Origin of the sequence: Streptomyces spinosisporus, assembly GCF_022698145.1 — a bacterium.
GTDB classification, from domain to species: domain Bacteria; phylum Actinomycetota; class Actinomycetes; order Streptomycetales; family Streptomycetaceae; genus Streptomyces; species Streptomyces spinosisporus.
Genome location: NZ_JALDAX010000014.1, coordinates 156,698 through 182,573, shown reverse-complemented (window position 1 = coordinate 182,573; position 25,876 = coordinate 156,698). Strand labels below are relative to the sequence as shown.

At 70.2% G+C, this 25,876-nt stretch carries 26 protein-coding genes and 1 pseudogene; 15 read left to right on the top strand and 12 right to left on the bottom strand.

From position 1 onward, the window contains the following. Positions 1 to 134 precede the first annotated feature (134 nt). Both MQN93_RS31305 and MQN93_RS31300 read left to right on the top strand, forming a co-directional pair. On the top strand, positions 135 to 1,394 hold the full coding sequence (locus MQN93_RS31305; RefSeq protein ID WP_242712211.1) for an alpha/beta hydrolase: 1,260 nt from the start codon (positions 135 to 137) through the stop codon (positions 1,392 to 1,394). 150 nt (positions 1,395 to 1,544) lie between these two features. Beyond that, on the top strand, positions 1,545 to 1,865 hold the full coding sequence (locus tag MQN93_RS31300) for a GatB/YqeY domain-containing protein (RefSeq protein WP_242712272.1): 321 nt from the start codon (positions 1,545 to 1,547) through the stop codon (positions 1,863 to 1,865). A gap of 109 nt (positions 1,866 to 1,974) precedes the next feature. On the opposite strand, the gene MQN93_RS31295 is transcribed toward MQN93_RS31300, so the two are convergent. Next, positions 1,975 to 2,808 (bottom strand): PIG-L family deacetylase, encoded by an 834-nt coding sequence (locus tag MQN93_RS31295; RefSeq protein ID WP_242712210.1) that lies wholly within the window; start codon positions 2,806 to 2,808, stop codon positions 1,975 to 1,977. Positions 2,809 to 3,155: 347 nt separating this feature from the next. Here MQN93_RS31295 and MQN93_RS31290 point away from each other — a divergent pair, with 347 nt between their 5' ends. From MQN93_RS31290 to MQN93_RS31260, 7 genes are all read left to right on the top strand, one after another. Continuing rightward, entirely contained in the window at positions 3,156 to 3,506 is a 351-nt protein-coding gene (locus MQN93_RS31290; protein WP_016432785.1) for an ArsR/SmtB family transcription factor, read from the top strand. 207 nt (positions 3,507 to 3,713) lie between these two features. Then, positions 3,714 to 4,196 carry an NADH-quinone oxidoreductase subunit B family protein gene (locus tag MQN93_RS31285; RefSeq protein WP_016432784.1) on the top strand — a complete coding sequence of 161 codons (483 nt, stop codon included), beginning with the start codon at positions 3,714 to 3,716 and terminating at the stop codon, positions 4,194 to 4,196. Next, positions 4,193 to 6,226 carry a proton-conducting transporter transmembrane domain-containing protein gene (locus tag MQN93_RS31280; RefSeq protein ID WP_242712209.1) on the top strand — a complete coding sequence of 678 codons (2,034 nt, stop codon included), beginning with the start codon at positions 4,193 to 4,195 and terminating at the stop codon, positions 6,224 to 6,226. Before MQN93_RS31285 ends, MQN93_RS31280 begins: the two co-directional genes overlap by 4 nt. Before the next feature lie 10 nt (positions 6,227 to 6,236). Beyond that, complete coding sequence (locus tag MQN93_RS31275) at positions 6,237 to 7,196, top strand: respiratory chain complex I subunit 1 family protein (RefSeq protein WP_242712208.1); 960 nt, start codon at positions 6,237 to 6,239, stop codon at positions 7,194 to 7,196. Then, positions 7,193 to 7,885 (top strand): hypothetical protein, encoded by a 693-nt coding sequence (locus MQN93_RS31270; RefSeq protein ID WP_242712207.1) that lies wholly within the window; start codon positions 7,193 to 7,195, stop codon positions 7,883 to 7,885. Before MQN93_RS31275 ends, MQN93_RS31270 begins: the two co-directional genes overlap by 4 nt. Then, positions 7,885 to 9,489 carry a proton-conducting transporter transmembrane domain-containing protein gene (locus tag MQN93_RS31265; protein WP_242712206.1) on the top strand — a complete coding sequence of 535 codons (1,605 nt, stop codon included), beginning with the start codon at positions 7,885 to 7,887 and terminating at the stop codon, positions 9,487 to 9,489. Before MQN93_RS31270 ends, MQN93_RS31265 begins: the two co-directional genes overlap by 1 nt. A 4-nt stretch (positions 9,490 to 9,493) precedes the next feature. Next, positions 9,494 to 10,978: a hydrogenase large subunit gene (locus MQN93_RS31260; protein ID WP_242712205.1), complete on the top strand. Its 1,485-nt coding sequence runs from the start codon at positions 9,494 to 9,496 to the stop codon at positions 10,976 to 10,978. Between the two features lie 21 nt (positions 10,979 to 10,999). On the opposite strand, the gene MQN93_RS31255 is transcribed toward MQN93_RS31260, so the two are convergent. From MQN93_RS31255 to MQN93_RS31240, 4 genes and pseudogenes are all read right to left on the bottom strand, one after another. After that, positions 11,000 to 11,458: an SRPBCC family protein gene (locus MQN93_RS31255; RefSeq protein WP_242712204.1), complete on the bottom strand. Its 459-nt coding sequence runs from the start codon at positions 11,456 to 11,458 to the stop codon at positions 11,000 to 11,002. 83 nt (positions 11,459 to 11,541) lie between these two features. Beyond that, positions 11,542 to 12,415 (bottom strand): annotated as a pseudogene (locus MQN93_RS31250) (SDR family oxidoreductase). 134 nt (positions 12,416 to 12,549) lie between these two features. Then, positions 12,550 to 13,233, bottom strand: coding sequence for a HemK2/MTQ2 family protein methyltransferase (locus MQN93_RS31245; RefSeq protein WP_242712203.1), 684 nt, complete (start codon positions 13,231 to 13,233; stop codon positions 12,550 to 12,552). Between the two features lie 222 nt (positions 13,234 to 13,455). Continuing rightward, a complete protein-coding gene (locus MQN93_RS31240) occupies positions 13,456 to 14,100 on the bottom strand; it encodes a type III effector protein (RefSeq protein ID WP_242712202.1) in 645 nt (214 codons plus the stop codon). Between the two features lie 125 nt (positions 14,101 to 14,225). Here MQN93_RS31240 and MQN93_RS31235 point away from each other — a divergent pair, with 125 nt between their 5' ends. Both MQN93_RS31235 and MQN93_RS31230 read left to right on the top strand, forming a co-directional pair. After that, on the top strand, positions 14,226 to 14,657 hold the full coding sequence (locus tag MQN93_RS31235) for an Hsp20/alpha crystallin family protein (RefSeq protein WP_242712201.1): 432 nt from the start codon (positions 14,226 to 14,228) through the stop codon (positions 14,655 to 14,657). A 120-nt stretch (positions 14,658 to 14,777) separates the two neighbouring features. Further along, complete coding sequence (locus MQN93_RS31230; RefSeq protein ID WP_242712200.1) at positions 14,778 to 15,215, top strand: DUF2267 domain-containing protein; 438 nt, start codon at positions 14,778 to 14,780, stop codon at positions 15,213 to 15,215. A gap of 117 nt (positions 15,216 to 15,332) precedes the next feature. On the opposite strand, the gene MQN93_RS31225 is transcribed toward MQN93_RS31230, so the two are convergent. After that, positions 15,333 to 16,049, bottom strand: coding sequence for an anti-sigma factor antagonist (locus tag MQN93_RS31225; RefSeq protein ID WP_242712199.1), 717 nt, complete (start codon positions 16,047 to 16,049; stop codon positions 15,333 to 15,335). A 208-nt stretch (positions 16,050 to 16,257) separates the two neighbouring features. On the opposite strand from MQN93_RS31225, the gene MQN93_RS31220 reads away from it, so the two are divergent. From MQN93_RS31220 to MQN93_RS31205, 4 genes are all read left to right on the top strand, one after another. Beyond that, complete coding sequence (locus MQN93_RS31220) at positions 16,258 to 16,605, top strand: helix-turn-helix transcriptional regulator (protein WP_016432771.1); 348 nt, start codon at positions 16,258 to 16,260, stop codon at positions 16,603 to 16,605. Between the two features lie 337 nt (positions 16,606 to 16,942). Beyond that, the gene (locus MQN93_RS31215; RefSeq protein WP_242712198.1) at positions 16,943 to 19,201 is read left to right on the top strand and encodes an MMPL family transporter; all 2,259 of its coding nucleotides are present in this window, start codon (positions 16,943 to 16,945) and stop codon (positions 19,199 to 19,201) included. A 135-nt stretch (positions 19,202 to 19,336) separates the two neighbouring features. Further along, positions 19,337 to 20,500, top strand: coding sequence for a sensor histidine kinase (locus tag MQN93_RS31210; protein ID WP_242712197.1), 1,164 nt, complete (start codon positions 19,337 to 19,339; stop codon positions 20,498 to 20,500). A gap of 38 nt (positions 20,501 to 20,538) precedes the next feature. Next, positions 20,539 to 21,210 carry a response regulator transcription factor gene (locus MQN93_RS31205; protein ID WP_242712196.1) on the top strand — a complete coding sequence of 224 codons (672 nt, stop codon included), beginning with the start codon at positions 20,539 to 20,541 and terminating at the stop codon, positions 21,208 to 21,210. Positions 21,211 to 21,304: 94 nt separating this feature from the next. Here MQN93_RS31205 and MQN93_RS31200 read toward each other — a convergent pair whose 3' ends face one another. The 6 genes from MQN93_RS31200 to MQN93_RS31175 form a co-directional block, all read right to left on the bottom strand. Further along, entirely contained in the window at positions 21,305 to 21,895 is a 591-nt protein-coding gene (locus MQN93_RS31200; RefSeq protein WP_242712195.1) for a hemerythrin domain-containing protein, read from the bottom strand. Positions 21,896 to 21,905: 10 nt separating this feature from the next. Continuing rightward, positions 21,906 to 23,105: a hypothetical protein gene (locus MQN93_RS31195; RefSeq protein ID WP_242712194.1), complete on the bottom strand. Its 1,200-nt coding sequence runs from the start codon at positions 23,103 to 23,105 to the stop codon at positions 21,906 to 21,908. Between the two features lie 251 nt (positions 23,106 to 23,356). Further along, positions 23,357 to 23,518, bottom strand: a complete 162-nt coding sequence (locus MQN93_RS31190) for a hypothetical protein (protein ID WP_242712193.1) — start codon at positions 23,516 to 23,518, stop codon at positions 23,357 to 23,359. A gap of 51 nt (positions 23,519 to 23,569) precedes the next feature. Continuing rightward, positions 23,570 to 24,484: an SDR family oxidoreductase gene (locus MQN93_RS31185; protein ID WP_242712271.1), complete on the bottom strand. Its 915-nt coding sequence runs from the start codon at positions 24,482 to 24,484 to the stop codon at positions 23,570 to 23,572. Beyond that, positions 24,484 to 25,383, bottom strand: coding sequence for a cytochrome c oxidase assembly protein (locus MQN93_RS31180; protein WP_242712192.1), 900 nt, complete (start codon positions 25,381 to 25,383; stop codon positions 24,484 to 24,486). The genes MQN93_RS31185 and MQN93_RS31180 overlap by 1 nt, the downstream gene beginning before the upstream one ends. Next, positions 25,380 to 25,874, bottom strand: a complete 495-nt coding sequence (locus MQN93_RS31175; protein WP_242712191.1) for a DUF2243 domain-containing protein — start codon at positions 25,872 to 25,874, stop codon at positions 25,380 to 25,382. The genes MQN93_RS31180 and MQN93_RS31175 overlap by 4 nt, the downstream gene beginning before the upstream one ends. Positions 25,875 to 25,876 lie beyond the last annotated feature (2 nt).

Here is a 25,876-nt window from a genome sequence, read left to right as displayed (position 1 = left end):
GGGCCCTTCGGAGGAAACACCGAAGGGCCAAGGTCTTTGTCCCTTATGCGCTTCTTGGGGAACGTGGAGGCCCCCGCACCCCTCCTTCTGGGTGTCGGGGAAGACCACGGGCGAGGAAACCGGGGCTGAGTGCCATGGGCTTGACCAGCGAGACGACCGTGTACGTGATGGCGGCCCTCGCCGCCGTTTGTGTGGCCCTGCTGGTCTGGCTCTGGCCGCGGCTCGCCAGGCAGGGTCTGCGGCCGGTGCTCGGACGGCTGGCGGCCGTCGGAGTGACCCAGGTGACGATCATCGCCGCGTGCGGCTGCTGGCTGAACTCGTCGTACCAGTTCTTCGGATCGTGGGGCGAGCTCTTCGGGCACGTGGACACCGCGCCCGTCGGCATCACGCAGGCGGCCGGGCGCGGCGACGGGGTGGTGACCGGGGTCGCCGCCAAGGGGGCGTTGGTACAGCCCGCCGGTGATCAGCAGCTGAGCCGGGTCACCGGACTGCCCACCGGGCCTGCGGCGGTCAACGGCCGGGTCGAGTCGGTGAAGGTCATCGGCCGACGGACGGGCGTGGTCGACCCGGCTCTCGTCTATCTGCCGCCGCAGTACTTCCAGAAGGCGTACCACCGGCAGCGCTTCCCCGTGATCGTCGCGCTCAGCGGCTACCCCGGCAGTGTCTTCAATCTGGCGCAGTACCTTCGGGTCCCACAGACCGCCGGAGCACTGCAGAAGAGCGGCCAGATGCAGCCGACCATCATGGTGATGATCCGGCCGACGATCGCTCCGCCGCGCGACACCGAGTGCGTGAACGTCCCGGGCGGGCCGCAGGCCGAGACCTTCCTGGCGAAGGACCTCCCCGACGCCCTGAAGTCCACCTACAGGGTGGGCCATTACGCGAGCTCCTGGGGCGTCATGGGCTATTCTTCCGGAGGCAGTTGCGCCCTGCAGCTGACGATGCGCAACCCCGGCGTCTACACCACAGCAGGTGCCCTCTCACCCGACTACAAGGTCAAGGACGACCCCACGACCGGCAACCTCTTCGGCAGCGGACTGGGTCGCGTCAACCGGGTCAACGGACACGACCTGATGTGGCGGCTCAAGCACCTGCCCGCACCGCAGGTCTCCGTACTGGTCGCCGAAAGCAAGCACGGCGAGCGGGGCTACCCCCAGACGCTGGCCTTCATCAAGGCCGTCAAGGCACCCATGCGCGTCGTGTCGATCCTGCCGGACCAGGGCAGTCACAACTTCCCCACCTGGACACGGGAGATGCCGGCCACCCTGAAGTGGATGAACCAGCAGCTGACCTTCCCCCAGGACGTCGTGCCCCGGCAGCACCACACACCGGGCCCCACCAAGGTGCGCGCCTCCGGCCCCGAGCCCTCGGAGGCCGCCACCAAGGACAAGTGACGGAAGCCGAGCAGCACTTGGTGGACGGCGCTTGAGCGTGGTGACGGAGGACCGGTGCTGCCGGGATATCCCGTTGTGGGGGAGGATCTTGACCCCTAGAGTCCCGGCATGCCCCTACGTGTGCGGATGCGTCAGGCCCTTCCGGAAGCGATGCGTGCCCGCGACAAGGTCGCGGTGAGCGCCCTGCGCGCCACCCTTGCCGCGCTGGACAACGCGGAGGCGGTGCCCGTGGACGACGACGCGACCCGTGGACTGGCCCTCGAACAGTCACCGGTCGGTGCAGGCGCCACGGAGGCCGTACGGCGTGAGCTGAGCGAGGCCGGCGTCGCGGACATCGTCCGAGCCGAGGCCACCGAACGCCTGGAAGCCGCAGCGCAGTTGACCGCGCCCGCTCACATCGACCGGGCCGCCAGACTTCGCGCGGAGGCTGCGGTGCTGCTCCGCCTCCTCGACGACCGAGGCACGCCGTAGGATCGGCACCTCAGCTGAGCACGAAGGAGCCGGCCCGCCCTCGCCGACGACATCGGCGAGGGCGGGCCGGCTCCTTCGTGCACCGCCCAGGTCCGGGCGGACGGACGGATCAGCGCAGTCCGGCGAAGAGGTCGTTCTCGGGTACGGCCGCGCCGGTGGTGTCCCGGACTCGTACGAAGGTCTCCACGCCCATCAGCTCGCCGAACCTCTCCTTGCCCATCCTGAGGAAGAAGATGTTCTCGCTCTGGCTGGCGTGCGCGGCCAGCGCGTCGAACTTCTGACCGCTGAACGCGGTGGTGTCCACCCAGGTGCTGATCTCGTCGTCGGGGAGACCGATCTCGGCCAGGGCGGCGGTCTCGGCAGGGTCCGGCTCCGGCATGTCTCCCTGGAACTCGCGCATGATCTCACCGAACTTCTGCATGCCCGAGCGGGGCACCGTCGTCCAGTACACCTTCGGTGTCCAATCGATCATCTCCAGCGCTGCCATCGTGATGCGGTGGGCCTGGATGTGGTCGGGGTGTCCGTAGAAGCCGTTCTCGTCGTAAGTGACCACCACGTCGGGTCGGTAATGGCGCATGAGTTCCGCCAGCCGCGCGGCGCCTTCCTCGACGGGGGTCTGCCAGAAGGACCCGGGGGAGTCGTTGCTCGGCCAGCCCATCATTCCGGAGTCGGCGTAGTCCAGCATCTCCAGATCGCTGATCTTCAGGGCCTCACAGCTCGCCTGGAGTTCCTCGCGGCGCATCGCGGCGACAGCGGCGGGATCGTGCCCGGGATCACCCGGCTTGACGCCTCCCGGTCCGTCACCGCAACTGCCGTCGGTACACGTCACAAGAACCGTCCGCATGCCCTCGGCCGCATACCGCGCGAGGACCCCTCCGGTCCCGGTGGCCTCGTCGTCGGGGTGGGCGTGTACGGCCATGAGCGTCAAAGGTCGGTCAGCCATGAATCAGTCCTCCGAAAGGCATACGTCTTCATCCGGGAGCCCGCGCACGCGGCACCGGCCCCTCGACCGATCCAACACTGCCGCCCGGATCACCTGTTCCCGCTGCGCCGATCGCGGGGCCGGGCAGTCACCCGGAAGGCCTTCCTCGTAACCTCAGCAATTGCTAATATTGGCAATTGCTGAGGTCGTCCGTGCGGGTTGCGGCGGCCCGGTTCCCGTTCCGTGGGTTCGGTGTGGCGGGCGCCGCAGGCGAGGATGGGCCGCATGTTCTTGACGAATGGGTGGAAGCGATGGGTCGAGCTCCGGCCGGTGGAGCCGTGCTGTGGTGCCGAGGAGGGGACGGCACGATGAGTACGCCGCTGTACCAACTGAAGGCCGAGTTCTTCAAGACGCTGGGTCATCCGGCCCGGATCCGGGTGCTGGAGCTGCTGAGCGAGCGCGAGCACGCGGTCGCGGAGATGCTGCCCGAGGTGGGTATCGAGCCCGCCCATCTGTCCCAGCAGCTGGCCGTGTTGCGGCGGGCCAACCTGGTCAAGACCCGCAAGGAGGGCTCGACCGTGTACTACTCGCTGATCAGCCCGCAAGTGGCCGAGCTGCTGCGGGTGGCGCGGACCATCCTGTCCGGGGTGCTCGCCGGGCAGGCCGAGCTGCTGGCCGACCTCCAGGCCGCGCAGCGCCCGGCGAAACCGCCGTCCTAGCGGCGGCTTGATGACCGGCGGCCGTCTCCCGGGTCGGACAGCGCTCGAAGACACCGGCGAGACGGCCGCCCCCGAATTTCGACATCACGCCATCTTCTCCATCACCTCAATATGTGGCAAAGCGTCAGGAAAGCGTCGTAACCCTGGCTCGGTGATGGCGAGTTGGGTCGGCTACAGACACGTTCGCACCGTCGTACGGAGGAGTTCATGGGCCTGCTGCGGAAGATCCGCGACACCGGGCGGGTGGCCGAGCCCGCACCGCCGCGCCCGGCAGGTGAAGTCCCCGAGAAGGCGCGCGAGTTGGGCGGCTCGGTGCAGGTGCGGTGCGTCGATGCCGGTTCCTGCAACGGCTGCGAGATCGAGATCACCGCGGCGTTCAACCCGGTGTACGACGCCGAGCGGTACGGCGCCCGGCTGGTGGCCTCGCCCCGGCACGCGGACGTGGCCCTGGTGACGGGGCCGGTGACCCGCAACATGGCCGAGCCGCTGCGGCGCACGGTGGCCGCGATGAGCGAGCCGAAGCTGGTGGTCGCGGTGGGGGACTGCGCGGTCAACTGCGGTGAGTTCGCCGGCGGTTACGGCGTCGAGGGCGCCGTGTCCGATGTCGTACCGGTGGATCTGGCCGTGCCCGGATGCCCGCCGGAGCCCGAGGAGATCGTGGCGGCCCTGCGGAGAGTGACCGGACGTTGAGCACGATCCCGGCCGCCCTCACGGCGGCCACCGTTCTGGGCGGCGCAGGCGCACTGGCCGCTCCCGCACTGCCGTACAAGATCCGCATCCCAGCCGTCGGGGTGCTGACGGCCGCAGTGGGGGTGGCGGGCGCCGTGGCCGGTGCGGCCGCACTGGGCGGCAGCCGCTGGACGGCCTCCCTCCCAGGTCTGCTGCCGCTGGCCGGCACGCATCTGGCGGTGGATGCGCTGGCAGGCCTGTTCATGGCGGTGGCCGGGGCCGTCGTGGCCGCGGTCGCCGTGTACGGCATCGGCTACGCGGCCGGACACGGCGAGCACGGCATCGGCTCGCGCACCGCCCAGACGGCGCTGCCGCTGTTCGCGCTCACCCTGGTGCTCGTACCGGTTGCCGCGTCGGTGTCGACGTTCCTGGTGCTGTGGGAGCTGATGGCGCTCGCCTCGCTGCTGCTGGTCCTGGCCGAACACCGCGAGCGGGCCTCCGTGTGGCGGGCGGGTGTCTGGTACGCGGTGATGACACACCTCGGACTGGTGCTGCTGCTCGCCGCGTTCGCGGTGTTCGCCGCGCACGCGGGTGCGGAGACCTTCACCGCGCTGCGGGCGGGCGCGCACGACATCTCGCCGACACTGCGTGGGCTGGTGTTCGTGCTGGCCGGGCTGGCATTCACGTCGAAGGCGGGTGCGGTGCCGCTGCACGCCTGGCTGCCCCGCGCGCACCCGGAGGCGCCCAGTCCCGTGTCGGCGCTGATGAGTGCCGCGATGGTCAATCTCGGCATCTACGGACTCGTACGGACCGGCCTCGACCTGCTGGGCGGCGGACCGGCCTGGTGGTGGCTGGCCCTGATGGCGGTGGGCGGCGCCAGCGCGGTGTACGGCATTCTGCAGGCGGCGATGGCCTCCGACCTCAAGCGGCTGCTGGCCTACTCGACCAGCGAGAACATGGGCCTGATCCTCATCGGCGTAGGAGCGTCCGGGCTGTTCGGCGCCTACGGGGACCGGCGGCTGGCCGCTCTGGCGCTGGCGGCGGCCCTGCTGCACGTGGTCAACCATGCGGCGTTCAAGGCCCTGTTGTTCTGCGCGGCCGGGTCCGTGCTGCGGGCGACGGGCCTGCGCGACCTGGACCGGCTCGGCGGGCTGCGCTCGCGCATGCCGTTCACCGCAGGGCTGTTCGCGGTGGCCGCCCTCGGTGCGGTGGCGCTGCCGCCGGGCAACGGGTTCATCAGCGAATGGCTGCTGTTGCAGTCCCTGATTCACGGACTGCAGGTGCCGGGCGTCGCGGTGGCGGTCGTCCTGCCGCTGTCGGTGGCGCTGATCGCCCTGTCGGCCGGTATCGCCGCGGCGGCCTTCGTCAAGGCGTTCGGTGTGGGCTTCTCGGCCCGCCCACGCAGCGATGCGGCGGCCGCGGCCGAGGAGTCACCACCGCTCATGCTCGTCGGGATGGGTCTGCTGGCCGCCGCCTGCGTGGCGTTGGCGCTGGTCCCCGGCGTGCTCGGCACCGGATTGGACCGGGCCGTGGCCGCCACCGGACTGCCGGGCAGCGGCGCGGTGTTCGGCGGCGGGCTCAGGGTGCGGCTCGCGGACATCTCCGCGTGGCTGTCCCCGGTGTGGGTGGTGGCTGCCCTCACCGCGGCGCTGATGCTGGCGGTCGGGCTGCCCCGGCTCTACGGGCGCAGGCGGCGCCGGGTGAATGCGAAGCTGTGGGACTGCGGCGGGGGAGCACCGACACCGCGGATGGCGTACACCGCAACCTCGTTCGCCGAGCCGCTGCAGCGGGTCTTCGACGACGTGCTCGCCCCCGAACAGGACCTGAACGTCACACCGGTGCGCGAGTCGGCGTATCTGGTGGAGCGGGTGCGGTTCCAGCGGCGCGTGCCCGATCGCATCGAACACCGGCTCTACGAGCCCGTGTTGGGGGCCCTGAACCGTGCCGGGCAGGCGGCGCGGCGACTGGCGGGCGGCAGTGTGCACCTGTACCTCGGCTACGGCTTTGTCGGCCTGGTCGTCCTGCTGTTGGTCCTCGCGGTGGGCTGGTGAGAGCGACGTCATGAGTACAGCTGTCGGATACGCGGCCGTGGCGGGCCAAGTGGTCGTGGTGGGTGCCGGAGCGCCCGTGCTGACCGGATGGATGCGCCAGGTACGGGCCCGCCTGGAGGGCCGGGCCGGGGCCGGAGTCCTCCAACCCTGGCGGGATGCCCGCAAGTTGCTGCGAAAGGAACCCGTCACGCCGATCGGGACAGGGCCGGCCTTTCGCGCGGCACCCGCGCTGCTGGTCGCCTCGACCGCGGTCGTCGTCGCCCTGGTGCCCCTGCTGTCCACCGACACACCGGTGAGCGGACACGCGGACCTGATCCTGGTGGTGGCGCTGATCGCACTGGGCACCCTGGCCCTCGCGCTGGCCGGGCTGGACACCGGTACCGCCTTCGGCGGGATGGGCGCCTCCCGCGAGATGACGGTCGCCTCCCTGGTGGAGCCGACGCTCCTGCTGTCGGTGTTCGCGCTGTCGATACCGGCCGGGACGACCAACCTCCCGGCGATCGTCTCCGGAGCCGTCCACGAACCGGCGCGGCTGGCCTCCCCGGCCGGGTTGCTGGCCGTGGCCGCGCTCGCGGTGGCGGTGCTGGCCGAGACCGGACGGATCCCGGTGGACAACCCCTCCACCCACCTGGAACTGACGATGATTCACGAGGCGATGGTGCTGGAGTACGCCGGACCGGACCTCGCGCTGGTCGAACTCGGCGCCCAGATGCGCCTCACCCTGCTGCTCGGCCTGCTGTCCTCGCTGTTCGTTCCGTGGGGCATCGCCACCGGCACCTCGTGGGCCGCACTGGCGCTGGCACTCGTGCTGTTCGCGGTGAAAGTGGCACTGCTGGGCGCGGTGCTGGCCGCGGCCGAGGTGTTCTGGGCCAAGGTACGGCTCTTCCGGGTGCCGGAACTGCTCGCCGGTTCCTTCCTGTTGGCGCTCCTCGCGGTGACCGCCTCCTACTTCCTGAGCGGTACGTCATGAGCGGCAGCCTGTACACCCAACTCCTCGACCTGGCCTGCGGCGGCTTCCTGCTCGCCGCGGTGATCGTGCTCTGGCGGCGCGAACTCGCCTCGATCATCCGCGTGTTCGCCCTCCAGGGTGTCGCGCTGGCCGCGATCGCCGTGCTGCTCGGCGCACATGAGGGCCGGGGGGACCTGGTCGGCGTCGGCCTCGGGGTCGGCATACTGCGGGCCGGTCTGCTGCCGTATCTGATGCGCCGGGCACTGACCGTGATCGACGCCGACAGACGGCGTTACAGCGTCGCGGTGACCGAGACCCGGGAGACCCAGCCGCTGGTCAACGTCGCCGCCTCACTGCTGACCGCCGCACTGCTGACGCTCCTGGCCTACGCGGCGGCCCGGCCCCTGACCGAACTCCACGCGACGCCGGCCACCCGTGCGCTGCCCGTCGGTCTCGCGGTCGTCCTGATCGGCTTCTTCGTCCTGGTCACCCGCAGGCGGGCGCTGGCCCAGGTCGTCGGCTTCCTGCTGCTGGACAACGGCATCACCGCCACCGCCCTGCTCGCCACCTCCGGTGTGCCGCTGATCGTGGAACTCGGCGTCTCCTTCGACGTGTTGCTCGCGGTGCTCGTGCTGCAGATCCTCACCACCCGGGTGCGGGAGGCGTTCGGCACCACCGACATCGACGACCTGCGGGAGTTGCACGACTGATGAACACCACCGCTTCCGCCGTGCTCCTCACCGCACCCGCCGCCGTCCCTCTGGTGGTGGCCGGTGCGTACGCGCTGCCCCGACGGCGCCCCCGGCCGAGCGCCGCACCGCTCGCCGCGGACGTCATCGAGGCCCGGCGTCAGCAGTCCGCCCAGGGCAACGTCCTGGTCGCCGAGGCACCCGCACGCGAGCGAGCCCCTCAGCGGCATCCCCTGGACTGGGCGGGCCTTCTCTCGCCCGTGGTGATCCTTGTGTGCGGGAGCCTGCTGGCGGCCGATGTCGTCGACCACGGTCCGACGGCCTCGTACTCCGGGCTCCTGCGCGCGGACGCGCTCACCGCCTGGATGCTCCTGGTGGTCGGCGCCGTAGCCTTGATCGCCTGCGGGTTCGCACCCGCCTATCTCGCGGTGGAGCGGTCGGCGCGACGGGCCACCGAGCAGACGGTGTGGCGCTACCACGTCCTGGTGCAGGCGTTCCTCGCCGCGATGTGCCTGGCCGTGGTGACCGCCAACCTCGGCGTGCTGTGGGTGGCCGTCGAAGCCACCACCATCGTCACCGCGTTCCTCGTCGGCCACCGCCGCACCCGCAACTCGGTGGAGGCCGCATGGAAGTACGTGGTGATCTGCTCGGCCGGCATCGCGCTCGCCTTCCTCGGCACCGTACTGATCTACTACGCCGCCCGGCAGGCGGGCATCGCCGAGGCCTGGGCACTGGACTGGCCCACGCTCGTGGCCCGCGCCGACCGGCTCGACCCGGCCGTCACCCGGCTCGGCATCACGCTCGTCGTCCTCGGCTTCGGCGCCAAGGCCGGTCTCGTGCCGCTGCACGCCTGGCTCCCCGACGCCCATGGCCAGGCACCGGCGCCGGTCTCCGCGCTGATGTCCGGAGTGCTGCTGTCCGTCGCCTTCGCCGCCATCCTGCGCTACCGGGTCATCGCGGACGCCGCGCTCGGCGCCGGGTTCACCCGCGCCCTGCTGGCCGGCATCGCCCTGCTCACCCTGGCGCTCGCGGCCGGCCTGCTGCTCGCCCAGCGCGACTACAAGCGGATGCTGGCCTACTCCTCCATGGAGCACATGAGCCTGATCGCGCTGGCCACAGCGATCGGCAGCCCCCTCGCCCTGACCGCCGCCCTGTTGCACATCGCGGGGCACGGCCTGGCCAAGTCGGTCGCCTTCTGCGCCTCCGGCCGCATCCAGCAGATCACCGGCACGACGAAGATCGGACGAGTGCGGGGGCTGCTGGCCCGGGCGCCCGCGCCGGCCGGAGCGTTCGGGCTCGCGGTGGCGGCGCTGCTGGCGTTCCCGCCGTTCAGCCTCTTCGCCTCCGAACTGGGCATCGCCCGCGCCGGGTTCGCGGCCGGCGCGGGACCGGCCTGGGCCACGGCGGCGACGCTGCTGCTCGTTCTGGTCGCCTTCGCCGCACTGGCCGCCCGCACGGCCCGGATGCTGCTCGGAGCGGGAACCGGAGCACCGGCCGACAGCAGTAGTTCATTCACGGTGTGGCCGCTGTTGCTGGGGCTGGCCGCCTGCGCCGCGCTGGGCGTCGGCACGGGCCCGCTCACCGACGTGCTTGATGCAGCCGCCCAGGCGATCGGAGGCCGCTGAGACCATGCGCGAGATCTACCAGACCACCAGCGACACCCTGCCCGAGAAGGCTCAGCAACTCCTCGACGAGGGCCACCGGCTCGCCCTGGTCGCCGCGCACATCGACGAGACCGGACCGCGGGTGGTCTACCTGTTCACCTCCGGCCCGCCCGACACGCGCGTGGAACTCCACATCCGCCTCGACCCCGACCGGCCGGAAGTGCCGACGCTGGCCCATCTCTCCTTTGCCGCCGGCCGCTTCGAGCGCGAGATGCGCGACCTGTTCGGCATCGTCCCCCTCGAACACCCGCTGCCCCGCCGCCTCGTACGGCACTTCCACTGGCCGCGCGGCTGGTACCCGATGCTGCCCGACGCCGGACCACCACCCGCCTTCGGCGAGCAGGAAGGCCCGTACCCCTTCCTGGAGGTCGAAGGCGACGGTGTCTACGAGATCCCCGTCGGCCCGGTGCACGCCGGTCTGATCGAACCGGGCCACTTCCGCTTCTCCGTCGTCGGCGAGACCATCCTCAAGCTCAAGGCCCGCCTGTGGTTCGTCCACAAGGGCGTCGAGCAACTCTTCCAGGGCCGCACCATCGCCGCCGGTCTGCCGCTCGCCGAACGCATCAGCGGCGACACCGCCGTCGGACACTCCCTCGCCTACTGTCTGGCCGTCGAGGAGGCCACCGGCATGCAGGTTCCGGCCGAGGCGCAGCGGGCCCGCGCGATGCTCCTGGAACTGGAACGCATCCACAACCACGTCGCCGATCTGGGCATGCTCTGCAACGACGTCGGCCACTCCATCCTCAACGCCCAGGCCCAACGGGTTCGCGAGCAACTCCTGCGTCTCAACAGGCAGATCACCGGCCACCGGCTCCTGCGCGGCGGCGTCACGCCCGGCGGCGCAGCCCTGCACGCCCTGCCCGACCCTGCCGTTCTCGAAGCGATCGGCAAGGACGTCCGCGAGATCACCGACCTGGCCCTGGGCCACTCCACCGTCCAGGACCGCCTCACCGGCACCGCGATCCTGAGCACCGCCGCCGCACAGGAGATCGGCTGCCTCGGCTACGTCGCCCGCGCCAGCGGCATCGCCGACGACACCCGCATCGCCCACCCCTTCACCCCGTACGACCACCCCGCATTCGAGGTGCCCGTCCAGAACGGCGGTGATGTGCTGGCCCGCTTCCTCGTCCGCGCCGAGGAGATCGACGCCTCGCTCGCCCTGGTCGCGCACTTCGCCGACGGGCTGCCGGCCCCCAAGGCCCTGCTGGCGCCCACCCCGGCACCCGGCGCGGGCCCGCGCACCGGGGTGGGCCTGGTGGAGGGCTGGCGCGGCACGATCGCCACGCGCGTCGAACTCGCTGCCGACGACACCCTCACCCGCGTCAAGCCGGTCGACCCGTCGTTCTTCAACTGGCCCGCGCTGCCCGTGGCGTTGGCGGACACGATCGTCCCGGACTTCCCGCTGACCAACAAGAGCTTCAACCTCTCCTACGCGGGCAACGACCTGTGACGCCGCGGAGGGGAGGAATGCTCATCCAGGAGTGACACGGCCGCGCCACGAGCCGGATTCGTCGCCGCGCGATTCGATGAACTCCTTGAAGCGCCGCATGTCGCCCTTGACCCGGCGATCGAGCATGCCGAGCATGTCGGCGGCCTTTTCCGCCGGTCCGCTCGACTCGACGTCCATGACGAGCTCCACGCGGGTGTGCACCTCGTCCAGGCTCTGGAAATGGACCATGCCCCTCTGGTTGGTGTCGCCGCCGATCGTGCGCCAGGCGATCCTCTCGTCGGCGAGCTGGTCCACGATCTCGGTGTCGAACTCCCGGCGCACACCGCTGATCTTGGTGGTCCAGTGGTTGTGGGTGTCGTCGATCTGAGTGACCTCTTCGACGCCCTCCATGAAGTTCGGGAACTCCGCGAACTGCGTCCACTGGTTGTAGGCGGTACGGACGGGAACGGCGACCTCGACTGCTTCCTTGACTGTGCTCATGGAAATGCCTCCTTCGGATCATGGACAGATGGGCCGGGTACCCCGGGATCGGACCCGGTACCACCGGTGCCGTCCGTTCCTCGTCATGGCAGGGGAGTGCCGCCGGTGGCGTTGAGGATCTCCGCCGTGATGAAGCTCGCCCTGGATGAGGCGAGGAAGACGTAGGCGGGCGCCATCTCGGCGGGTTGGGCGGGCCGGCCCAGCGGGGACTGCTTGCCGAACTCGACCGTGTCGGGCAGCGTCGCCGGGATCAGCGGCGTCCAAACCGGCCCGGGCGCCACGGCGTTGACGCGTATGCCGTCGTCGGCCACCATCTGCGCGAGCCCCTGGGTGAAGGTCACGATGGCGCCCTTGGTCATCGCGTAGTCCAGCAGGTGCGGACTGGGCTTGTAGGCCTGTACGGACGTGGAGTTGATGATGGGGCCGCCCCGCGGGAATGTGCGGCAGAGCCATCTTGCACAGCCAGAACATGCCGTAGAGGTTCGTCCGTACGACCCGGTCGAACTGCTCGGTGGAGATGGCCTGGATGCCGTCCGGCTGGGACATCTGGTAGGCGGCGTTGTTGGCGAGGACGTCGATGCGTCCGAACTCGTCGACGGCGCGCTCGACCAGCTGCCGGCACGCGTCCTCCGTGCGGATGTCGCAGGGCACGGCGACCGCTCTGCGCCCCGCGGCCTCCACGAGGGCGACGGTCTCCTCCGCGTCCTTCTTCTCGTCCGGCAGATGGCTGAACAGCACGTCGGCGCCCTCGCGGGCGTAGGCGAGCGCGACGGCCCGGCCGATGCCGGAGTCGCCGCCGGTCACCACCGTCTTGCGGTCGCTGAGCAGACCACTGCCCTCGTAGGAGTCCTCGCCGTGATCCGGCGGAGGGTCCATGGGGCCGGTCCAGCCCGGGTGTTGCTGGTCCTGGGCGGGGAAGTCGGAGCGGGGATGCTTGCGGGTGGGGTCCTCGGCCATGAGAGCTCGGCTCCTTCCTCCTTGGCCTCTTCGTCCTTGTCCAACGGGACGTTCAGGGCGCTGTGTTGCTGCCACCAGGCTTTGAGGAAGCGGGTGGCCAACCGGTGCTCGGGGAAACCCGTCGGCGCGGACGTTCAGGCCCGTTCGGCACGGATGACCACCAGCTCCTCACGCCTGTCGGCACCGTCCGCCAGGCCTTCCCGGACCAGCCACGGCAGCCGGGCGCGCAGCACCGGGCCGTACGGAACCCGCACCCGATCGGTGATCGAGGCGCGCAGTCCGGCGGCGGCCAGGCGCTGCACCGTGGTGCGGCCGCCGCACAGGCCGGAGTGCACGATCAGCAGGACACCGCCCGGGCGCAGGACCGTGGGCGCCGCCGCGCAGATCCGGTCCACGAAGGCGCGCCCGTCGGGGCCCGCGTCCCAGGCCCGGGCGCGGCCGCGTCGCGGCAGACTCTCGGAGGGAGAGGGCACGTAGGGCGGGTTGCTGATGACCAGGTCGTACGAGCTTCCCGGTACCGCATCGGTGAGATCGCCGCGGCGGACACGGACTCGCCGGCCGGCCAGAAGCGCGTTCATCCGTGCCGTGAGCACCGCCCGCCGGGAGATGTCGACGGCCGTCACCCGCGCGCCCAGTCGCGCGGCCTGCACAGCCAAGGCGCCGCTGCCGGTGCCGAGGTCCAGGACGTCGGTGCTCGGCCCGACACCCTCCCGGTGCAGAGCACGCGCCAGCAGGCCGGTGTCCCATTGCGGAGCGTAGACGCCCGGCACGATCAAGGGCAGAACCGGTGGGGTGGGCGCCAGGGTCTCCGCTGTCATCGCACGTCTCCGTTCGGCGGGCACCCGCAATGGGCGCCGATTCCACACTCCGCCGCTCTTGGCCTGCGTCACGTGCCGCAGCAATGCCGTGCGGCGATTTGTGAAGAACAGGACGGATGTGTGCCAGTCTGTGTCGCCACATTGAGTGCCCAGGCACCGGTGGTCCACACACGTTGCGGGTTCGGGGCGGATGCGGAGGCGCGGCGGTCCGTCCGGTGCGGTTCAGGGCGGTGTCAGGGTGTCGAGTTGTGCGGCGAGGTCGGGGTGGGTGCTGGTCAGGTACGGGCGGGTGTCGTGGAGGGGGCCGACGAGTTCGGCCGGGTCGTTCTGGGCGAGGGCCGCGTGGAGGCGGTCGACCGGTAGGCGGGCCGTGGCGGGCAGGTCGGTGAGGGCGGTGATCTGGCCGGCGATGCGGCGCAGATCGGCTGCCTTGTGGCGGGCCCAGGTGGCGGTCGAGCGTTCGGCGGCGCGGCGTTCGCGGGTGGCCTGGACGCGTTGTTCGCCGGTGGTTCCCGCCGGACCGGGACGGCCACGCAGATAGCGGCGTTCGGCGGCCTGGCGGCTGGCGACACCGAGGGGGTGGGCGAGGTCGGCCCAGCTGGCTCCCGCCTCGCGTGCGGTTTCGATCAGGCCGGTTTCCCATCCGGCGAGCTGTTCGCGGACCTGCCGCAGCAGCAGGAGGGAGGCCAGCGCCTGCTCCGGCCCGGGACCGGGGGAGTCGGGCACGTCCTCGGACTCCTGCTGCGGCTCCTGTCGGGCCTCGCGCAGGGCGTGGTCTATGGCGTTCAGGGCCGCCGCGGCGGCCCTGAACGACGCCGGGCCACCGGCGTTCGCGCTGGTCGTGGACGGCTGGTCGGCTGTGGTCACGGGCGCCTCCCTCGCGCTGTCATCGCTTGGACGACATCTTGTTTGTCATCCATTGGATGACATGTTACAACGGTGTCAGTGAGGCGCATTGGCAGCAACTGCCTGAACCTGGAGGTGTTTTCACGATGTTGATGCGCACTGACCCCTTCCGTGAGCTGGACCGTCTGGCACAGCAGCTGATGGGCCCGGGCACGTGGTCGAAGCCGTCGGCGATGCCGATGGACGCCTACCGCGAGGGCGACCAGTACGTGGTGGTTTTCGACCTCCCGGGCGTCACCGCGGACGCGATCGACATCGACGTCGAGCGGAACATGCTCACCGTCAGGGCCGAGCGGCGCCCGCTGGCGACGGCCGACGACGTGAAGGTGGAGCTGTCCGAGCGTCCGCTGGGCGTCTTCTCCCGCCAGCTGGTGCTCGCCGACACCCTCGACACCGAGCGCATCCAGGCCGACTACGACGCGGGCGTGCTCACCCTGCGCATCCCGATCGCGGAGCGCGCGAAGCCCCGCAAGATCGCCATCGGCTCCGGCTCCGGCCGCAAGGAGATCTCCAGCTGACACGGCTGGACGTGCGCGGAGGGCGGGCGCCGGATCTCCCCCCTTCACCCGCCCCGGCTCACCTGACCATCCCGCACCGGTGCCCGGACACCGGCTACAGCAAGAAAGGCAAACACCCCCGTGATCTCCGACCGGCACGCACCGTCCCAGCAGTCGTACGGGACGGCCTACGAGCAGATGCTGGAGAAAGTCCGTTACGAGGGCGCCTACCCCACCCGCGAGCGGGCCGAGGAGGCCATACGCCTGGTCCTTGCCGGACTGGGACGCCAGGTGACCGGCGACGAACGTGTCGACCTGGCGCGCTGCCTGCCCGTGGAAGCCGCGCGTGTGCTGACCGCGCAGATCCCCGACACGCAGCCGCTGACCGGCTGGGCCTTCGTCAAGGACCTCGCCACCCGCACCGGCGCCTCCCTGGCCACCACCCGCTGGGACACCGGCTCCGTGTTCTCCGCCGTCGCCGCCTACGCCGGCTCCGACCTGATCACCCGCATCCTGCGCCAACTCCCCTCCGGCTACGCCCTGCTGTTCGGCCGCGCGGAGCTCACTACAGCCGCGTAGGCGAGGGCGTGCGAGGCTGACAGCTCTGGTGCCACAGACAGGAACGGCCCGGTGCCTTCGCGGTGCCGGGCCGTTCCTCTGTCGCGGCGGTTCGCAGGGGACGATCGAGTCGAAGACTCAGGCCCGCCGGGTTGTGGCGTGACTCGTCTGGCCTGCTGGGCCGGCGTGTGTCTGGACGGCGGCGGCCAGATGGCCGGCGAGGGGCGCGGGCAGGGGAGCGCGGCCGTCGGCGCTCTGCAGCAGGGCGTCGGCTATTCGATGAAGCTTGGTGTTGCTGTGCTGGGAGGTGGTCACCAGTACGTGCCAGGCCTGTTCCGGCGTCAGGCGGAAGGAGGCCATGAGCATGCCTCTGGCCAGGTCGATGGGCGCGCGGGTCTGCATGGCGCGGTGCAGCTGGGCGTTCTCCGTGGCGAGGCTGTCGCGGGATGGTTCCACGGGTTCGGCCGACGGATGCGGGCGCGCCGCGGGCGCTGCGGAGGCCGGGTGCCCGTCGACTCCTGGGTGTCCCTCGGTGACGCCGTCCACTCCCGGGCGCCCCTCGGTGAAGAGGGGGAGAGTGCCGGTGAGGGTGAGCAGGCGTTGGACGGCGCGGCTGGTGACGCGCAGGATGACCTGCTTGCCCGCCAAACGGGCACGGCCGCGTACGTCCAGTAGGACGTTGAGGGCGGAGCAGTCGCAGAAGTCGACGGCGGCGAAGTCCAGCTCGATGCCGTCGGTGGCGCGGTCGAGGGCCTTGTTGAGCGTCTGCTGCAGGAGCGGACCGCTGTCCAGGTCAAGCTCGCCGCGGACTGTCACCACGAACCGGTCCCCGGCGGCATCGACGTGCAACGTCATCGATGTCGATGAGTGCTCGGCTGCGATGGGGCAGGCAGGGTGGGCCCCGTCCCCTGGAGGGGTGGGCAGGTGAGGACGCATCGTCGCTCCCGGCGCGGATCGGCTTTCGACCACACCAGCATCACTCCACCTGCGTTTCACGTCAAGAAACACATGAAAACAAGTTCGTCTGTTTGAATGCGTGAATCGCAGACCCTATGCTGGGGGGATGGATCGAGTGCCGGAATCGCATGCAGGCTGGACCTTTCTGACCAACCACTCCCGGGTGCTGGCCGCCATCGCCGAGAACCACACCACCCGCGTCCGCGACATCGCCGCCCGCTGCCGGCTCACCGAGCGGGCGGTGCAGAAGATCATCGCCGACCTCGAAGAGGGTGGATACCTCACCCACAGCCGGGAGGGCCGCTCGAACGTCTACCGCATCGCCCCCGACCGGGTGCTGCGCCACCCCGCCGACGCTCCGGCCACCGTCGCAGAGCTGCTGTCGATCCTGCAGCGCCACGAGGCCGGGCAGCCCATGGGCGACCTCGTCGGGCCGGACGAATCGGCCAACTGATTCCCCGGGGGCACCCGCCCCGGGACCCGGGCACCGCGGCAGCGATCATGCGAGTTTCATGTGAGTCGCAGGGGCGTCGGGCGCTGCGTGCGGAGTCGTCCGATGTCAGAGGACCGGGGCTCCCATAAAGCTCGCACGTTCGTTCAGATCGGGCTCATGGTGGTGGCGGACGGTGAGTGGCGCCTCACAACGGCCCACCTACCGACGGCAGATGAGACACCTCCCCACCCCTACTTGTTTTTCAGTACGCGGGATTGTCGATACGGCTGACGACATGAAGGGGCCGCTCCGTGAGGGTGAAGGCGTTCCCGACATCCAGATATGGAGATGCCCTTTCATGGCGACTTTCTTGCATCGGGTGGGCCGTTGGGCCTTCCGAAGGCGCCGCGTGGTGGTGCCGGCGTGGGTGGTGGTGCTGGCCGCCGTGTTCCTCGGGGCGTCCGGCGCATCCGAGGCACCGGACGACTCGTCGTCCATGCCCGGCATCGAGTCCCAGCAGGCGTTCGACCTGATCAACGAGCGATTCCCGGGCGCCGAGGCGGACGGTGCAGAGGCCCGCATCGTGTTCGTCGCGGACCATGGACAGCACATCACCGCCGCCGCCAACCGCGCGGCCATCGGAGACCTCGTCGCCGCGGTGGCCGACGGACCGCAGGTCGCCGACGCGACCAGTCCCTTCGGTACGAACGCAGTCAGCAAGGACAAGTCGACGGCGTACGCCACCGTCACCTACAAGGTCGCGAGCGACGATCTCACGGACGCCAGCAAGACGGACCTGACCAAGGCGGTCGAGCATGCGCGGGACGCGGGTCTGACCGTCGAGGTCGGCGGCTCCGCGCTGGAGACCGACGCGGGGGAGGGCCTGGGCGAGGCACTGGGGGTGGTTGTCGCCGCAGTAGTGCTGCTGATCACCTTCGGTTCACTCGCCGCCGCCGGCCTGCCCCTGCTCACCGCCATCCTCGGCGTCTGCGTCAGCCTGGCCGGGATCACCGCCGTGAGCAGTGCCTTCGGATTCTCGTCCACCGTCGGTGAGTTGGCGATGATGCTCGGCCTCGCCGTCGGCATCGACTACTCCCTGTTCGTGGTCTCCCGATACCGGGAGGAGCGGTCCAAGGGACACCAACCGCAGGAGGCGGCCGCCCTGGCAGCGGGCACGGCCGGGAGTGCGGTCGTCTTCGCCGGGCTCACCGTCGTCATCGCTCTGCTGGGCCTTTCCGTCATCGGCGTTCCGATGCTCACCAAGATGGGGATCGGTTCGGCAGGCGCAGTAGTGGTCGCAGTCCTGATCGCCTTGACCGCGGTCCCGGCGCTCCTGGGCTTCTGGCCCGACGCGGTGCTCGCGCGCCGTGACCGCAAGGGTGTGCGTCCCGCCCGTATCAAGCTCTTCCGCCGCATCGGCAGGACCAGGACGGCCGGTACAAGTGCCAAGGAGGCCCGGGGTGTTCGCTGGGCGCGGTTCGTGGTGCGCCGCCCGCTGCCGGTGCTGCTCCTGTCCGTGATCGGCCTTGGCGCGCTCGCGGTGCCGTCGCTGGATCTGCGGATGGGCATGCCCGGTGACGAGGCCAAGTCGACGGCCACCACGGAGCGCCGCGCCTACGACGATCTCGCCGAGGGTTTCGGCCCGGGCTTCAACGGCCCGTTGACCGTGGTCGTAGACGCGAGGAAGGCCGATGACCCGAAGGCGGCCGTGTCGGCGGTCTCCGCAAAGCTCGCCGCCACCAAGGGAGTTGTCTCCCTCTCGCCGGCGCGGTTCAACGAGGCGAAGGACACGGCAGTGATCTCCGCCGTTCCGTCGACCGCGCCCACCAGCCGTGAGACACAGGATCTGGTGCACACCATCCGCGGTGGGCGCAGCGCTGTGGAGTCGGCCACCGACGCCGAATTCAAGGTCACCGGCACCACCGCGTTGAACATCGATGTGGGCCAGAAGATGCAGGACGCCCTCATTCCCTACCTCGCGGTCGTCGTGGGTCTCGCCTTCGTCCTCCTGATGCTGGTCTTCCGTTCGATCCTGGTGCCGCTCAAGGCGGCGCTCGGCTTCCTGCTGTCCGTCGGCGCAGCCCTCGGCGCGATCGTCACCGTCTTCCAACAGGGCCACGGGGCCGGGTTCTTCGGCGTCGACGAGACTGGCCCGATCATGAGCACCATGCCCATCTTCCTGGTGGGGATCGTCTTCGGGCTCGCCATGGACTATCAGGTCTTCCTGGTCTCCCGGATCCGCGAGGCACACATCCACGGAGAAGGACCCGGCCAGGCCGTCGTCACCGGCTTCCGGCACAGTGCTCAAGTGGTGGCGGCCGCGGCGCTGATCATGATGGCGGTGTTCGGCGGATTCATGACGGGCGGAGAATCCATGGTCAAGATGGTCGGCTTCGGGCTGGCCGGCGCCGTCTTCTTCGACGCCTTCGTCGTCCGTATGGCCTTCGTGCCCGCGGTCCTGGCCCTGCTCGGCAAGCGGGCCTGGTGGCTGCCGAGTTGGCTGGACCGGCTGCTGCCCCGCGTCGACGTCGAGGGCGAGGCGCTCACCAAGCACGCCCACACACCGCGCGACTCGTCCGACAACGACGATCGACGGACCCCCATGACGGTCGTCTGACGCACGCACCGACCGGGCCGCTCGTGCACTGCCCTGAGCTCAGAGTCCACGAGCGGCCCGGAACCGCCCACAACCCCTGCCTGTACCTACGCCATTGGCTTCCGTCACGGCCGTCACGTACCGCTCGGAGAAACCATGGTCACCCGCCTGCGACAGCTCACCGACCGGCACCCCCGCCCGGTCGAGGCGGCCTTCCTCCTGTTGATCTATGCGGCCACCAGCAACCAGTACCGCCGGACCGACACCGACACGATCTGGTGGCCGGGCTTCGTCCTGGCGGCAATTGCCTGTACGAGCCTGCTGGTACGGCGTCGTCGCCCCGGCACCGTCGTCGTCCTCACCGCGCTCGTCACCGCTGTCGCAGGAATCCAGGGCAGCATGTTCGGCCCCCTCCTGCTGCTCCCGGTCGTCGTCGCGCTGTACGAACTGACTCTGCGGGCCTCTCAGCGGGCCGTCCGTATCCACAGCGTCCTGGCGGTAGTCATCCTCCTGCCCACTGCCCTGCACCCGGATCCGGGGGGTGACCCCTGGGCGAGCAGAGCGGTGAGTCTGGCCTTCTGGGTCCTGCTGCCGGTCCTGTACGGATCGGCAGTTCGCGCGCGCCGCGCCTATCTGGACTCCGTCCGCACCCGCGCAGAGGACGCCGAACGCACCCGTTACGAGGAGGCACAGCACCGGGTCACCGAGGAACGTGTCCGCATCGCCCGGGAACTGCACGACGTGGTCGCTCACCACATGGCACTCGCCAACGCCCAAGCCGGCACAGCCGCCCACCTGTTCGCCACGCACCCCGCACAGGCCGGCCGGATCCTCACCGAACTCACCGGCACGACCACGGCTGCACTGCGCGAACTCGAGGCGACCGTAGGCCTGTTGCGTCAGCCGGAGCCTGCCGAGGAGTCACTGAACCCCGCACCGGGACTCGATCGACTGCCGGACCTCGTAGCGGCCTTCGCCGCTGCCGCTCTGCACATCACCATCACGGTCGACGGACCCGTGCAGCCCCTGTCGGCCGGGGCGGACCTGACCGCCTTCCGCATCGTGCAGGAAGCGCTGACCAACGTCGCGAAGCATGCCGCGGTGAACACGGCGCATGTCAACCTCGCCTACTCCGACGAGCAGTTGACGATCACCGTGAGCGACGACGGCGGCCCGGTCACACCCCCGCGCGCACCCGGCGGCGGCTTCGGGCTCATCGGCATGCGAGAACGGGCCCAGTCCGCCGGAGGCCGCCTTCGTGCGGGACACCGGCCGGAAGGCGGCTTCGCCGTCACGGCCGAACTCCCCATCAGCGCCTGACCAGAGAGTACGTTCCACCTGACCAGAGAGTACGTTCCATGACGATCCGAGTACTGATCGCCGACGATCAGGCCCTACTGCGAGCGACCTTCCGGGTGCTGATCGACTCCTGCGACGACCTGGAGGTCGTGGGCGAGGCAACAGACGGGCAGCAGGCCATCACGCTCGCCTGCCTCCACCGCCCCGATGTCCTGCTCATGGACATCCGCATGCCCGGCACCGACGGACTGGCCGCGACCGCTGCCATCTGCGCCCGGCCCGAACTGCAGGCCACCCGCGTCCTCATCCTCACCACGTTCCAGACCGACGAGCACGTCGCCCAGGCCCTGCGGCTGGGGGCGAGCGGCTTCCTCGGCAAGAGCACCACCGCCGACGCCTTCCTCGACGGCATCCGCACGGTGGCCTCCGGCGACGCCCTGCTGTCACCTGCGGCCACCCGCTCGCTGATCACTCGCTTCCTCTCCACCGCGGCCCCCAGCTCCGGCGCCTTCGACCCCGGCCAGTTCGACAGCCTCACTCCACGCGAGCGCGAGGTGCTGGCCCTGGTCGCGGAGGGCAGATCCAACGACGAGATCGCCGACGCACTGTTCCTCAGCCCCCTGACCGTGCGCACCCACGTCCAGCGGGCCAAGACCAAGACGGCTGCCCGCGACCGCGCTCAACTCGTCGCCTTCGCCTATCAGTCCGGCCTCGTACACCCCGCGCGATGACCGGGAGGCGGCAGGCGGCAGTCGGCAGCTGCACTGCGCCCACGCCCTCGGTAGACGCCGCCCGGGGGATGCCATGTGGCCCCCCAAGGCGGGATCAGCCGTTTCCCATGGCCTTGCGGACGGCGTCCTTGGTGCGGTCCATGAGGGCGGCGACCGGTCCGAGGGCCACGTTCTTCGCGCCGGACTCGACGCCCGGATGGGGCCGGGTGGGCGCCATGGCCTCGGCCGCCTTGACGGCTTTGGCCATCGCGGCGAGGTTCGTGGCGTCGGTGCTGCGGCGGATGTGCGTGAACTCGTAGCGCTCCTCGGCCCGGGCGTGCTCCTGCACGTCCCTGCGCAGCATCATCAGCTGGGGCATGAACTTCGGGTCGTCGGTGTCCGTGTCGTCCAGCGTGGAGAGGGTCTCCTTGGCCGACTTCTCCTCCGCCAGGCGGTCCTTGACGACCTGCTCGCCCCCCTCGATCGACCTGCGGACGAAGGGGTGCACGACCTCCTCCTCGGCGGTCTCGTGCACGGCCAGCAACCGTACGAGACGGCGGAACGCGTCCCGGCGTTCCTCGCCCTTGCTCCGCTCGACCTCGTCGAAGAGATTGCGGATGTCGCCGTGCTGGCGCATCAGCAGGGAGACGACGTCGTCGTCCCTGGACTTGTCGTCCCCGGCGTGCGGGGTCTTCAGCTCGGACATCGTGGCCTCCCTACTTCTCGCGCTGGGTGGGGTCGGGGTGCTCGCCCTCGGTCTGGACGCGGTATTCACGGCCGAACGTCGCGTCGTGCTCGGCCATCACACGGTCGCTCGGCGGTGCCTCGCCGCCGTGGATCTGCTCCTGCATCTGCTCGAACCGCTCGTGCGCCTCGCGCACATAACCGGCACCGAGGGTCGTCAGATCCATCTGGGTGTCCAGCAGTTCGCGCAGGTAGGCCTTGTTCGGCTCGAAAGTGAGCACGTTGGGCAGCTCCGGCGCCAGGACCTCCTGCGGCTCCCGGCCGTCGTGACGGCGCATCAGATCGCAGGCGACGTGGAGATGTTCCAGCTCCATGTTCAGGTGCAGCTCCCAGATCGCCTTGACCCTGGGATCGCTCTCCTGCTCCATGAAGGAGTAGTAGAGGTAGCACTCGTTGTACTCGTGGTTGACCAGCTGCTCCCACCAGGTCTCGCCCGGGTCGACCAGGGATTCGTAGTGGGTGACGTGCTCCTCCTCGATCAGCCCGATCTCCTGGTAGAGCTGTCGGGCGATCGGCTCCATGTAGGTGGGGCCGGTGTTCATGTAGAAGTTCATCGTCTGCTGTTCCGCCGACATGATCGTCAGCGCGTGCAGTTTCGACAGCGGGTTCGTGGCGTCCTTGTCGTACGGATCGCGGACGTTGTCGTACGCGTCGCGGTGGTGCAGCCTCGTGGGCCGGCCCGGCATGACCTCGGTCAGGCCCTCGACGATCGACTCCGCCTTGCGGTGCTCGATCAACTCGTAGAGGTTGGCGTACCGGTAGAGGTGGTCGAAGTCCTCCAGCACACCGAACTGGTACGCCTGCTTGAGGTACGGGTCGGGCTCCATCCGCGCCACCCACGCCGTCAGGTCCACGGCGACCTGCTCGTAGGCGATGGTCGTCTCCAGGACCGAGGAGACGCCCGGCAGCAGCCAGTTCACGACCTTCTGCTGCTGGGCCTCGATGTAGCGGGTGCGTGCGAGCTGCCGCTTGACCTCCGGGTCGACCGTGTTGCGGGCTAGATGGTGGCTGAACAGGATCGCCTCCACCTCGATGCCGTTCATCGTGATGATCCGGCACCGGGTGTAGGGGTCACAGTGGTCGGGGTCGATGGGCTGCACATTCAGCTCACGCCAGTTGCGCAGCTGACGGTCCAGCGGGATGCCCCGTTGTTCGAGTGGGTTGAAGGTCATGGGGGTGCCTCCTGATGGCGAGAGGAACTCGCGGGTAGGCGGAGTACCCCGCCATGGAAAGCGAGCACGGGTCTTCCCTGCAGTCTGTGCACGACGGACAGGATCCGGCCACCGCTCACGCCCGTCGCCGCACGGATCTCCCTGCTTGGCCCACCCGACAGGACAGTCGGCGCAGCGTATGAAATGTCCGAATGTCGCGTGACGACGCGTCGCGGTTGTGAGGCCGGCTCACCCGCCTCCGGAAGACCCGGTTACGCCTCCTCGCCCGGGTCCTCGTCCTCCTCCGCGTCGTCACCCTCCGCCTGCGAGGGGGTCGTACGGGGTACGTCCCGCTGCTCGGGCCAACCAGGCCCGTTGTCCGACGCGTTCTCCGGCTGCTCACCCTCCGCCTGGGAAGGGGTCTGTTCGCTCATGTCGGCCTCACTCACTGTCCGTAATGTGCATGTCGTGCTGCGGGTGACGCCTCACCGGGTGTCCGTCTCGCCACCGGTGACCGCGAGGACCTCTCCCGTGATGAAGCTGGAGTCCGCGTCCGACGCCAGGAACACGTAGGCAGGGGCGATCTCCTCCGGCTGCGCCGGTCGCCCGATCGGGGTCTCGCTGCCGACCTGGGCCAGGTCCTCGGGCGGCATGTGCTGGTCGGCGGCGTTCAGGACGGTCCACGTCGGGCCGGGAGCCACGACGTTGGCCCGCACTCCCCGCTCCGCGAGGTGCGGGGCGATGGACTTGGTGAAAGCGACCAGGGCGGCCTTGGAGGCCGCGTAATCGATCATGGTGGTGCTGCCCTTGAGGGCTTCCTCCGTGGCTGTGGCGATGATCGCGTCGCCCTCGTCCAGGTGGGGGAGGGCGGCCATGACCAGATGGAAGTAGGCATAGGCGTTCGTCTTGAACGTCAGGTCCCAGTCCTCGGCCGTCAACTGCTCCAGCCGTAGCTTGCTGTTGAGGTAGGCGGCGTTGCTGACCAGGATGTTCAACGCACCGAGCTGCTCGACGGTGCGCTCGACGACCTCCCGGCAGAATGCGGCCTCGCACAGATCGCCGGGCAGCAGGAGGCACCTGCGGCCCTGTTCCTCGACGGCCTGACGGGTCTCCTCGGCGTCGGACTGCTCACCGGGCAGATAGACCACGGCGACGTCGGCACCTTCCCGCGCGTAGAGGAGGGCCACGGCCCGGCCGATACCCGAGTCCCCTCCGGTGATGAGTGCCACCTTGCCGGTGAGCTTGCCCGCCGCCCGGTAGCGCTCCGCCCGGTAGCGAGGCCTGGGATCCATGTCGGACTCGAGCCCCGGTGGGTTCTGCTTCTGCTGCGAGAGTGGTGGGGCGGGTTCCGAGGAGATCACCGGCGGGGCGCCGAACTGGTCCTGTCCCTGGTCCTGCATCATGCCTCCTTGCGGGGAAATTCGAGATACGACCACGATCCGCGCCGGGTGCCCGGGCTCGGCGAGGGAGAAACCGGAGCGGGCGGCAGGGGCAGGGCGTGAGCCGGTGCCGGACCTCGGCGGCGACGGCGGGCTCGGGCCCGTCCCGTGGCGGTGTACCAGCCCACCCCCAGCAGTACAGCGAGGCCCGCTTCCACGAGGTCGCCGCCGTAGTACATCCACTGGGCCCCCTGCTGCAGGTCGACGGGTGTGAAGCCAGTGCCGGGCGGCGGCTGTGCGTACAGGGTGCGAGCCAGCACGCCGTGCGCGACGCCCGCGACCAGCAGGGTCGTGCCGCGCACGGCGAGACCCCGGCGGCGGCGTACGGGATCGAGCTGGCCCACGGCCAGGGAGAACAGCAGTCCCGCCGCTGCCATGTGCACCATCACGACGCCGTGCAGCAGCGGCCGGTGCCCTGTCGCCGCGAACAGCTCCGTGCGATACAGGAGCCACAGGCCGCCGATGTCCAGTACGGCCGCCAGGGGCGGGAAGAGCAGCAGAGCGACGACGCCGGAGTGCGCCAGGGCCGGCAGGCGCCGCCGTACCGGGCCGGGCGCAAGCGCGCGCAGGGCGAGGGTGAGAGGGCGTGCCGTGACGAACAGCAGCGGGGCGCCCATGCCGAGGACCAGGTGCCGTACCACGTGCTGGGTGAACGGCCCGCCCCAGGCCTCGCCCAGCGCCGCCCAGACCGTACCCAGGCCACCGAGGGCGAACGCGGCATCCCGTCCTCCGGGCCAGACGTCCCCGCGCCGGCGCAGCCGCTCCGCGGCCGCCAGGTAGGCGACGGTCAGCGAGAGTGCCGTACCGGCGATCAGCAGCTCTCCCGGTCCCGGACCCGGGTGGACGTGCGCGGGTGTCATCCCGGCGGCTCGCCGTCCGTACGCCGCCGCTGCGCGCGCACGGCGAGTGCCACGCCGGTGAGCAGCAGGAGCAGCCCGGCGAGGTTCCAGGCCCAGTCGTAGGGGGTGACGTCCACGCCGTAGCGGATCTGGTGCACGCGCAGCAGCTTGTGGTCCACGAGGCCGTCGAACAGCTGGAAGGCGCCCATGCCGACCAGCAGGCCCGCCCAGGCGTGATGCGCCGCCAGGGATCCGCTGCGGCGCAGGTCGGCGTAGAGGAAGAACCCTGCGCACAGGGCGAGCAGCTCGGCGGTGTGCAGCAGGCCGTCGGAGAGCAGGCCCACGCTGGTGGTGGCGCGGTCGTAGAAGTGGTGCCAGCCCAGGATCTGGTGGAAGACGATCTCATCGACCGCGGCCATGACGGCCGCCCCGACCAGCGCGCACACGGCCATCGACCTGCCGGGTCGTCGGCGTGATCCGGAAGCGGTGTCCGGCGGTGTCGACGTGCTCATGG

Excerpts from the sequence above, each read along its gene's own strand:
- MQN93_RS31305 (WP_242712211.1), top strand. The coding sequence starts at position 135 with ATGGGCTTGACCAGCGAGACGACCGTGTACGTGATGGCGGCCCTCGCC.
- MQN93_RS31300 (WP_242712272.1), top strand. The coding sequence starts at position 1,545 with ATGCGTGCCCGCGACAAGGTCGCGGTGAGCGCCCTGCGCGCCACCCTT.
- MQN93_RS31295 (WP_242712210.1), bottom strand. The coding sequence starts at position 2,808 with ATGGCTGACCGACCTTTGACGCTCATGGCCGTACACGCCCACCCCGAC.
- MQN93_RS31290 (WP_016432785.1), top strand. The coding sequence starts at position 3,156 with ATGAGTACGCCGCTGTACCAACTGAAGGCCGAGTTCTTCAAGACGCTG.
- MQN93_RS31285 (WP_016432784.1), top strand. The coding sequence starts at position 3,714 with ATGGGCCTGCTGCGGAAGATCCGCGACACCGGGCGGGTGGCCGAGCCC.
- MQN93_RS31275 (WP_242712208.1), top strand. The coding sequence starts at position 6,237 with ATGAGTACAGCTGTCGGATACGCGGCCGTGGCGGGCCAAGTGGTCGTG.
- MQN93_RS31270 (WP_242712207.1), top strand. The coding sequence starts at position 7,193 with ATGAGCGGCAGCCTGTACACCCAACTCCTCGACCTGGCCTGCGGCGGC.
- MQN93_RS31265 (WP_242712206.1), top strand. The coding sequence starts at position 7,885 with ATGAACACCACCGCTTCCGCCGTGCTCCTCACCGCACCCGCCGCCGTC.
- MQN93_RS31260 (WP_242712205.1), top strand. The coding sequence starts at position 9,494 with ATGCGCGAGATCTACCAGACCACCAGCGACACCCTGCCCGAGAAGGCT.
- MQN93_RS31255 (WP_242712204.1), bottom strand. The coding sequence starts at position 11,458 with ATGAGCACAGTCAAGGAAGCAGTCGAGGTCGCCGTTCCCGTCCGTACC.
- MQN93_RS31245 (WP_242712203.1), bottom strand. The coding sequence starts at position 13,233 with ATGACAGCGGAGACCCTGGCGCCCACCCCACCGGTTCTGCCCTTGATC.
- MQN93_RS31235 (WP_242712201.1), top strand. The coding sequence starts at position 14,226 with ATGTTGATGCGCACTGACCCCTTCCGTGAGCTGGACCGTCTGGCACAG.
- MQN93_RS31225 (WP_242712199.1), bottom strand. The coding sequence starts at position 16,049 with ATGACGTTGCACGTCGATGCCGCCGGGGACCGGTTCGTGGTGACAGTC.
- MQN93_RS31220 (WP_016432771.1), top strand. The coding sequence starts at position 16,258 with ATGGATCGAGTGCCGGAATCGCATGCAGGCTGGACCTTTCTGACCAAC.
- MQN93_RS31215 (WP_242712198.1), top strand. The coding sequence starts at position 16,943 with ATGGCGACTTTCTTGCATCGGGTGGGCCGTTGGGCCTTCCGAAGGCGC.
- MQN93_RS31210 (WP_242712197.1), top strand. The coding sequence starts at position 19,337 with ATGGTCACCCGCCTGCGACAGCTCACCGACCGGCACCCCCGCCCGGTC.
- MQN93_RS31205 (WP_242712196.1), top strand. The coding sequence starts at position 20,539 with ATGACGATCCGAGTACTGATCGCCGACGATCAGGCCCTACTGCGAGCG.
- MQN93_RS31200 (WP_242712195.1), bottom strand. The coding sequence starts at position 21,895 with ATGTCCGAGCTGAAGACCCCGCACGCCGGGGACGACAAGTCCAGGGAC.
- MQN93_RS31195 (WP_242712194.1), bottom strand. The coding sequence starts at position 23,105 with ATGACCTTCAACCCACTCGAACAACGGGGCATCCCGCTGGACCGTCAG.
- MQN93_RS31190 (WP_242712193.1), bottom strand. The coding sequence starts at position 23,518 with ATGAGCGAACAGACCCCTTCCCAGGCGGAGGGTGAGCAGCCGGAGAAC.
- MQN93_RS31185 (WP_242712271.1), bottom strand. The coding sequence starts at position 24,484 with ATGCAGGACCAGGGACAGGACCAGTTCGGCGCCCCGCCGGTGATCTCC.
- MQN93_RS31180 (WP_242712192.1), bottom strand. The coding sequence starts at position 25,383 with ATGACACCCGCGCACGTCCACCCGGGTCCGGGACCGGGAGAGCTGCTG.
- MQN93_RS31175 (WP_242712191.1), bottom strand. The coding sequence starts at position 25,874 with ATGAGCACGTCGACACCGCCGGACACCGCTTCCGGATCACGCCGACGA.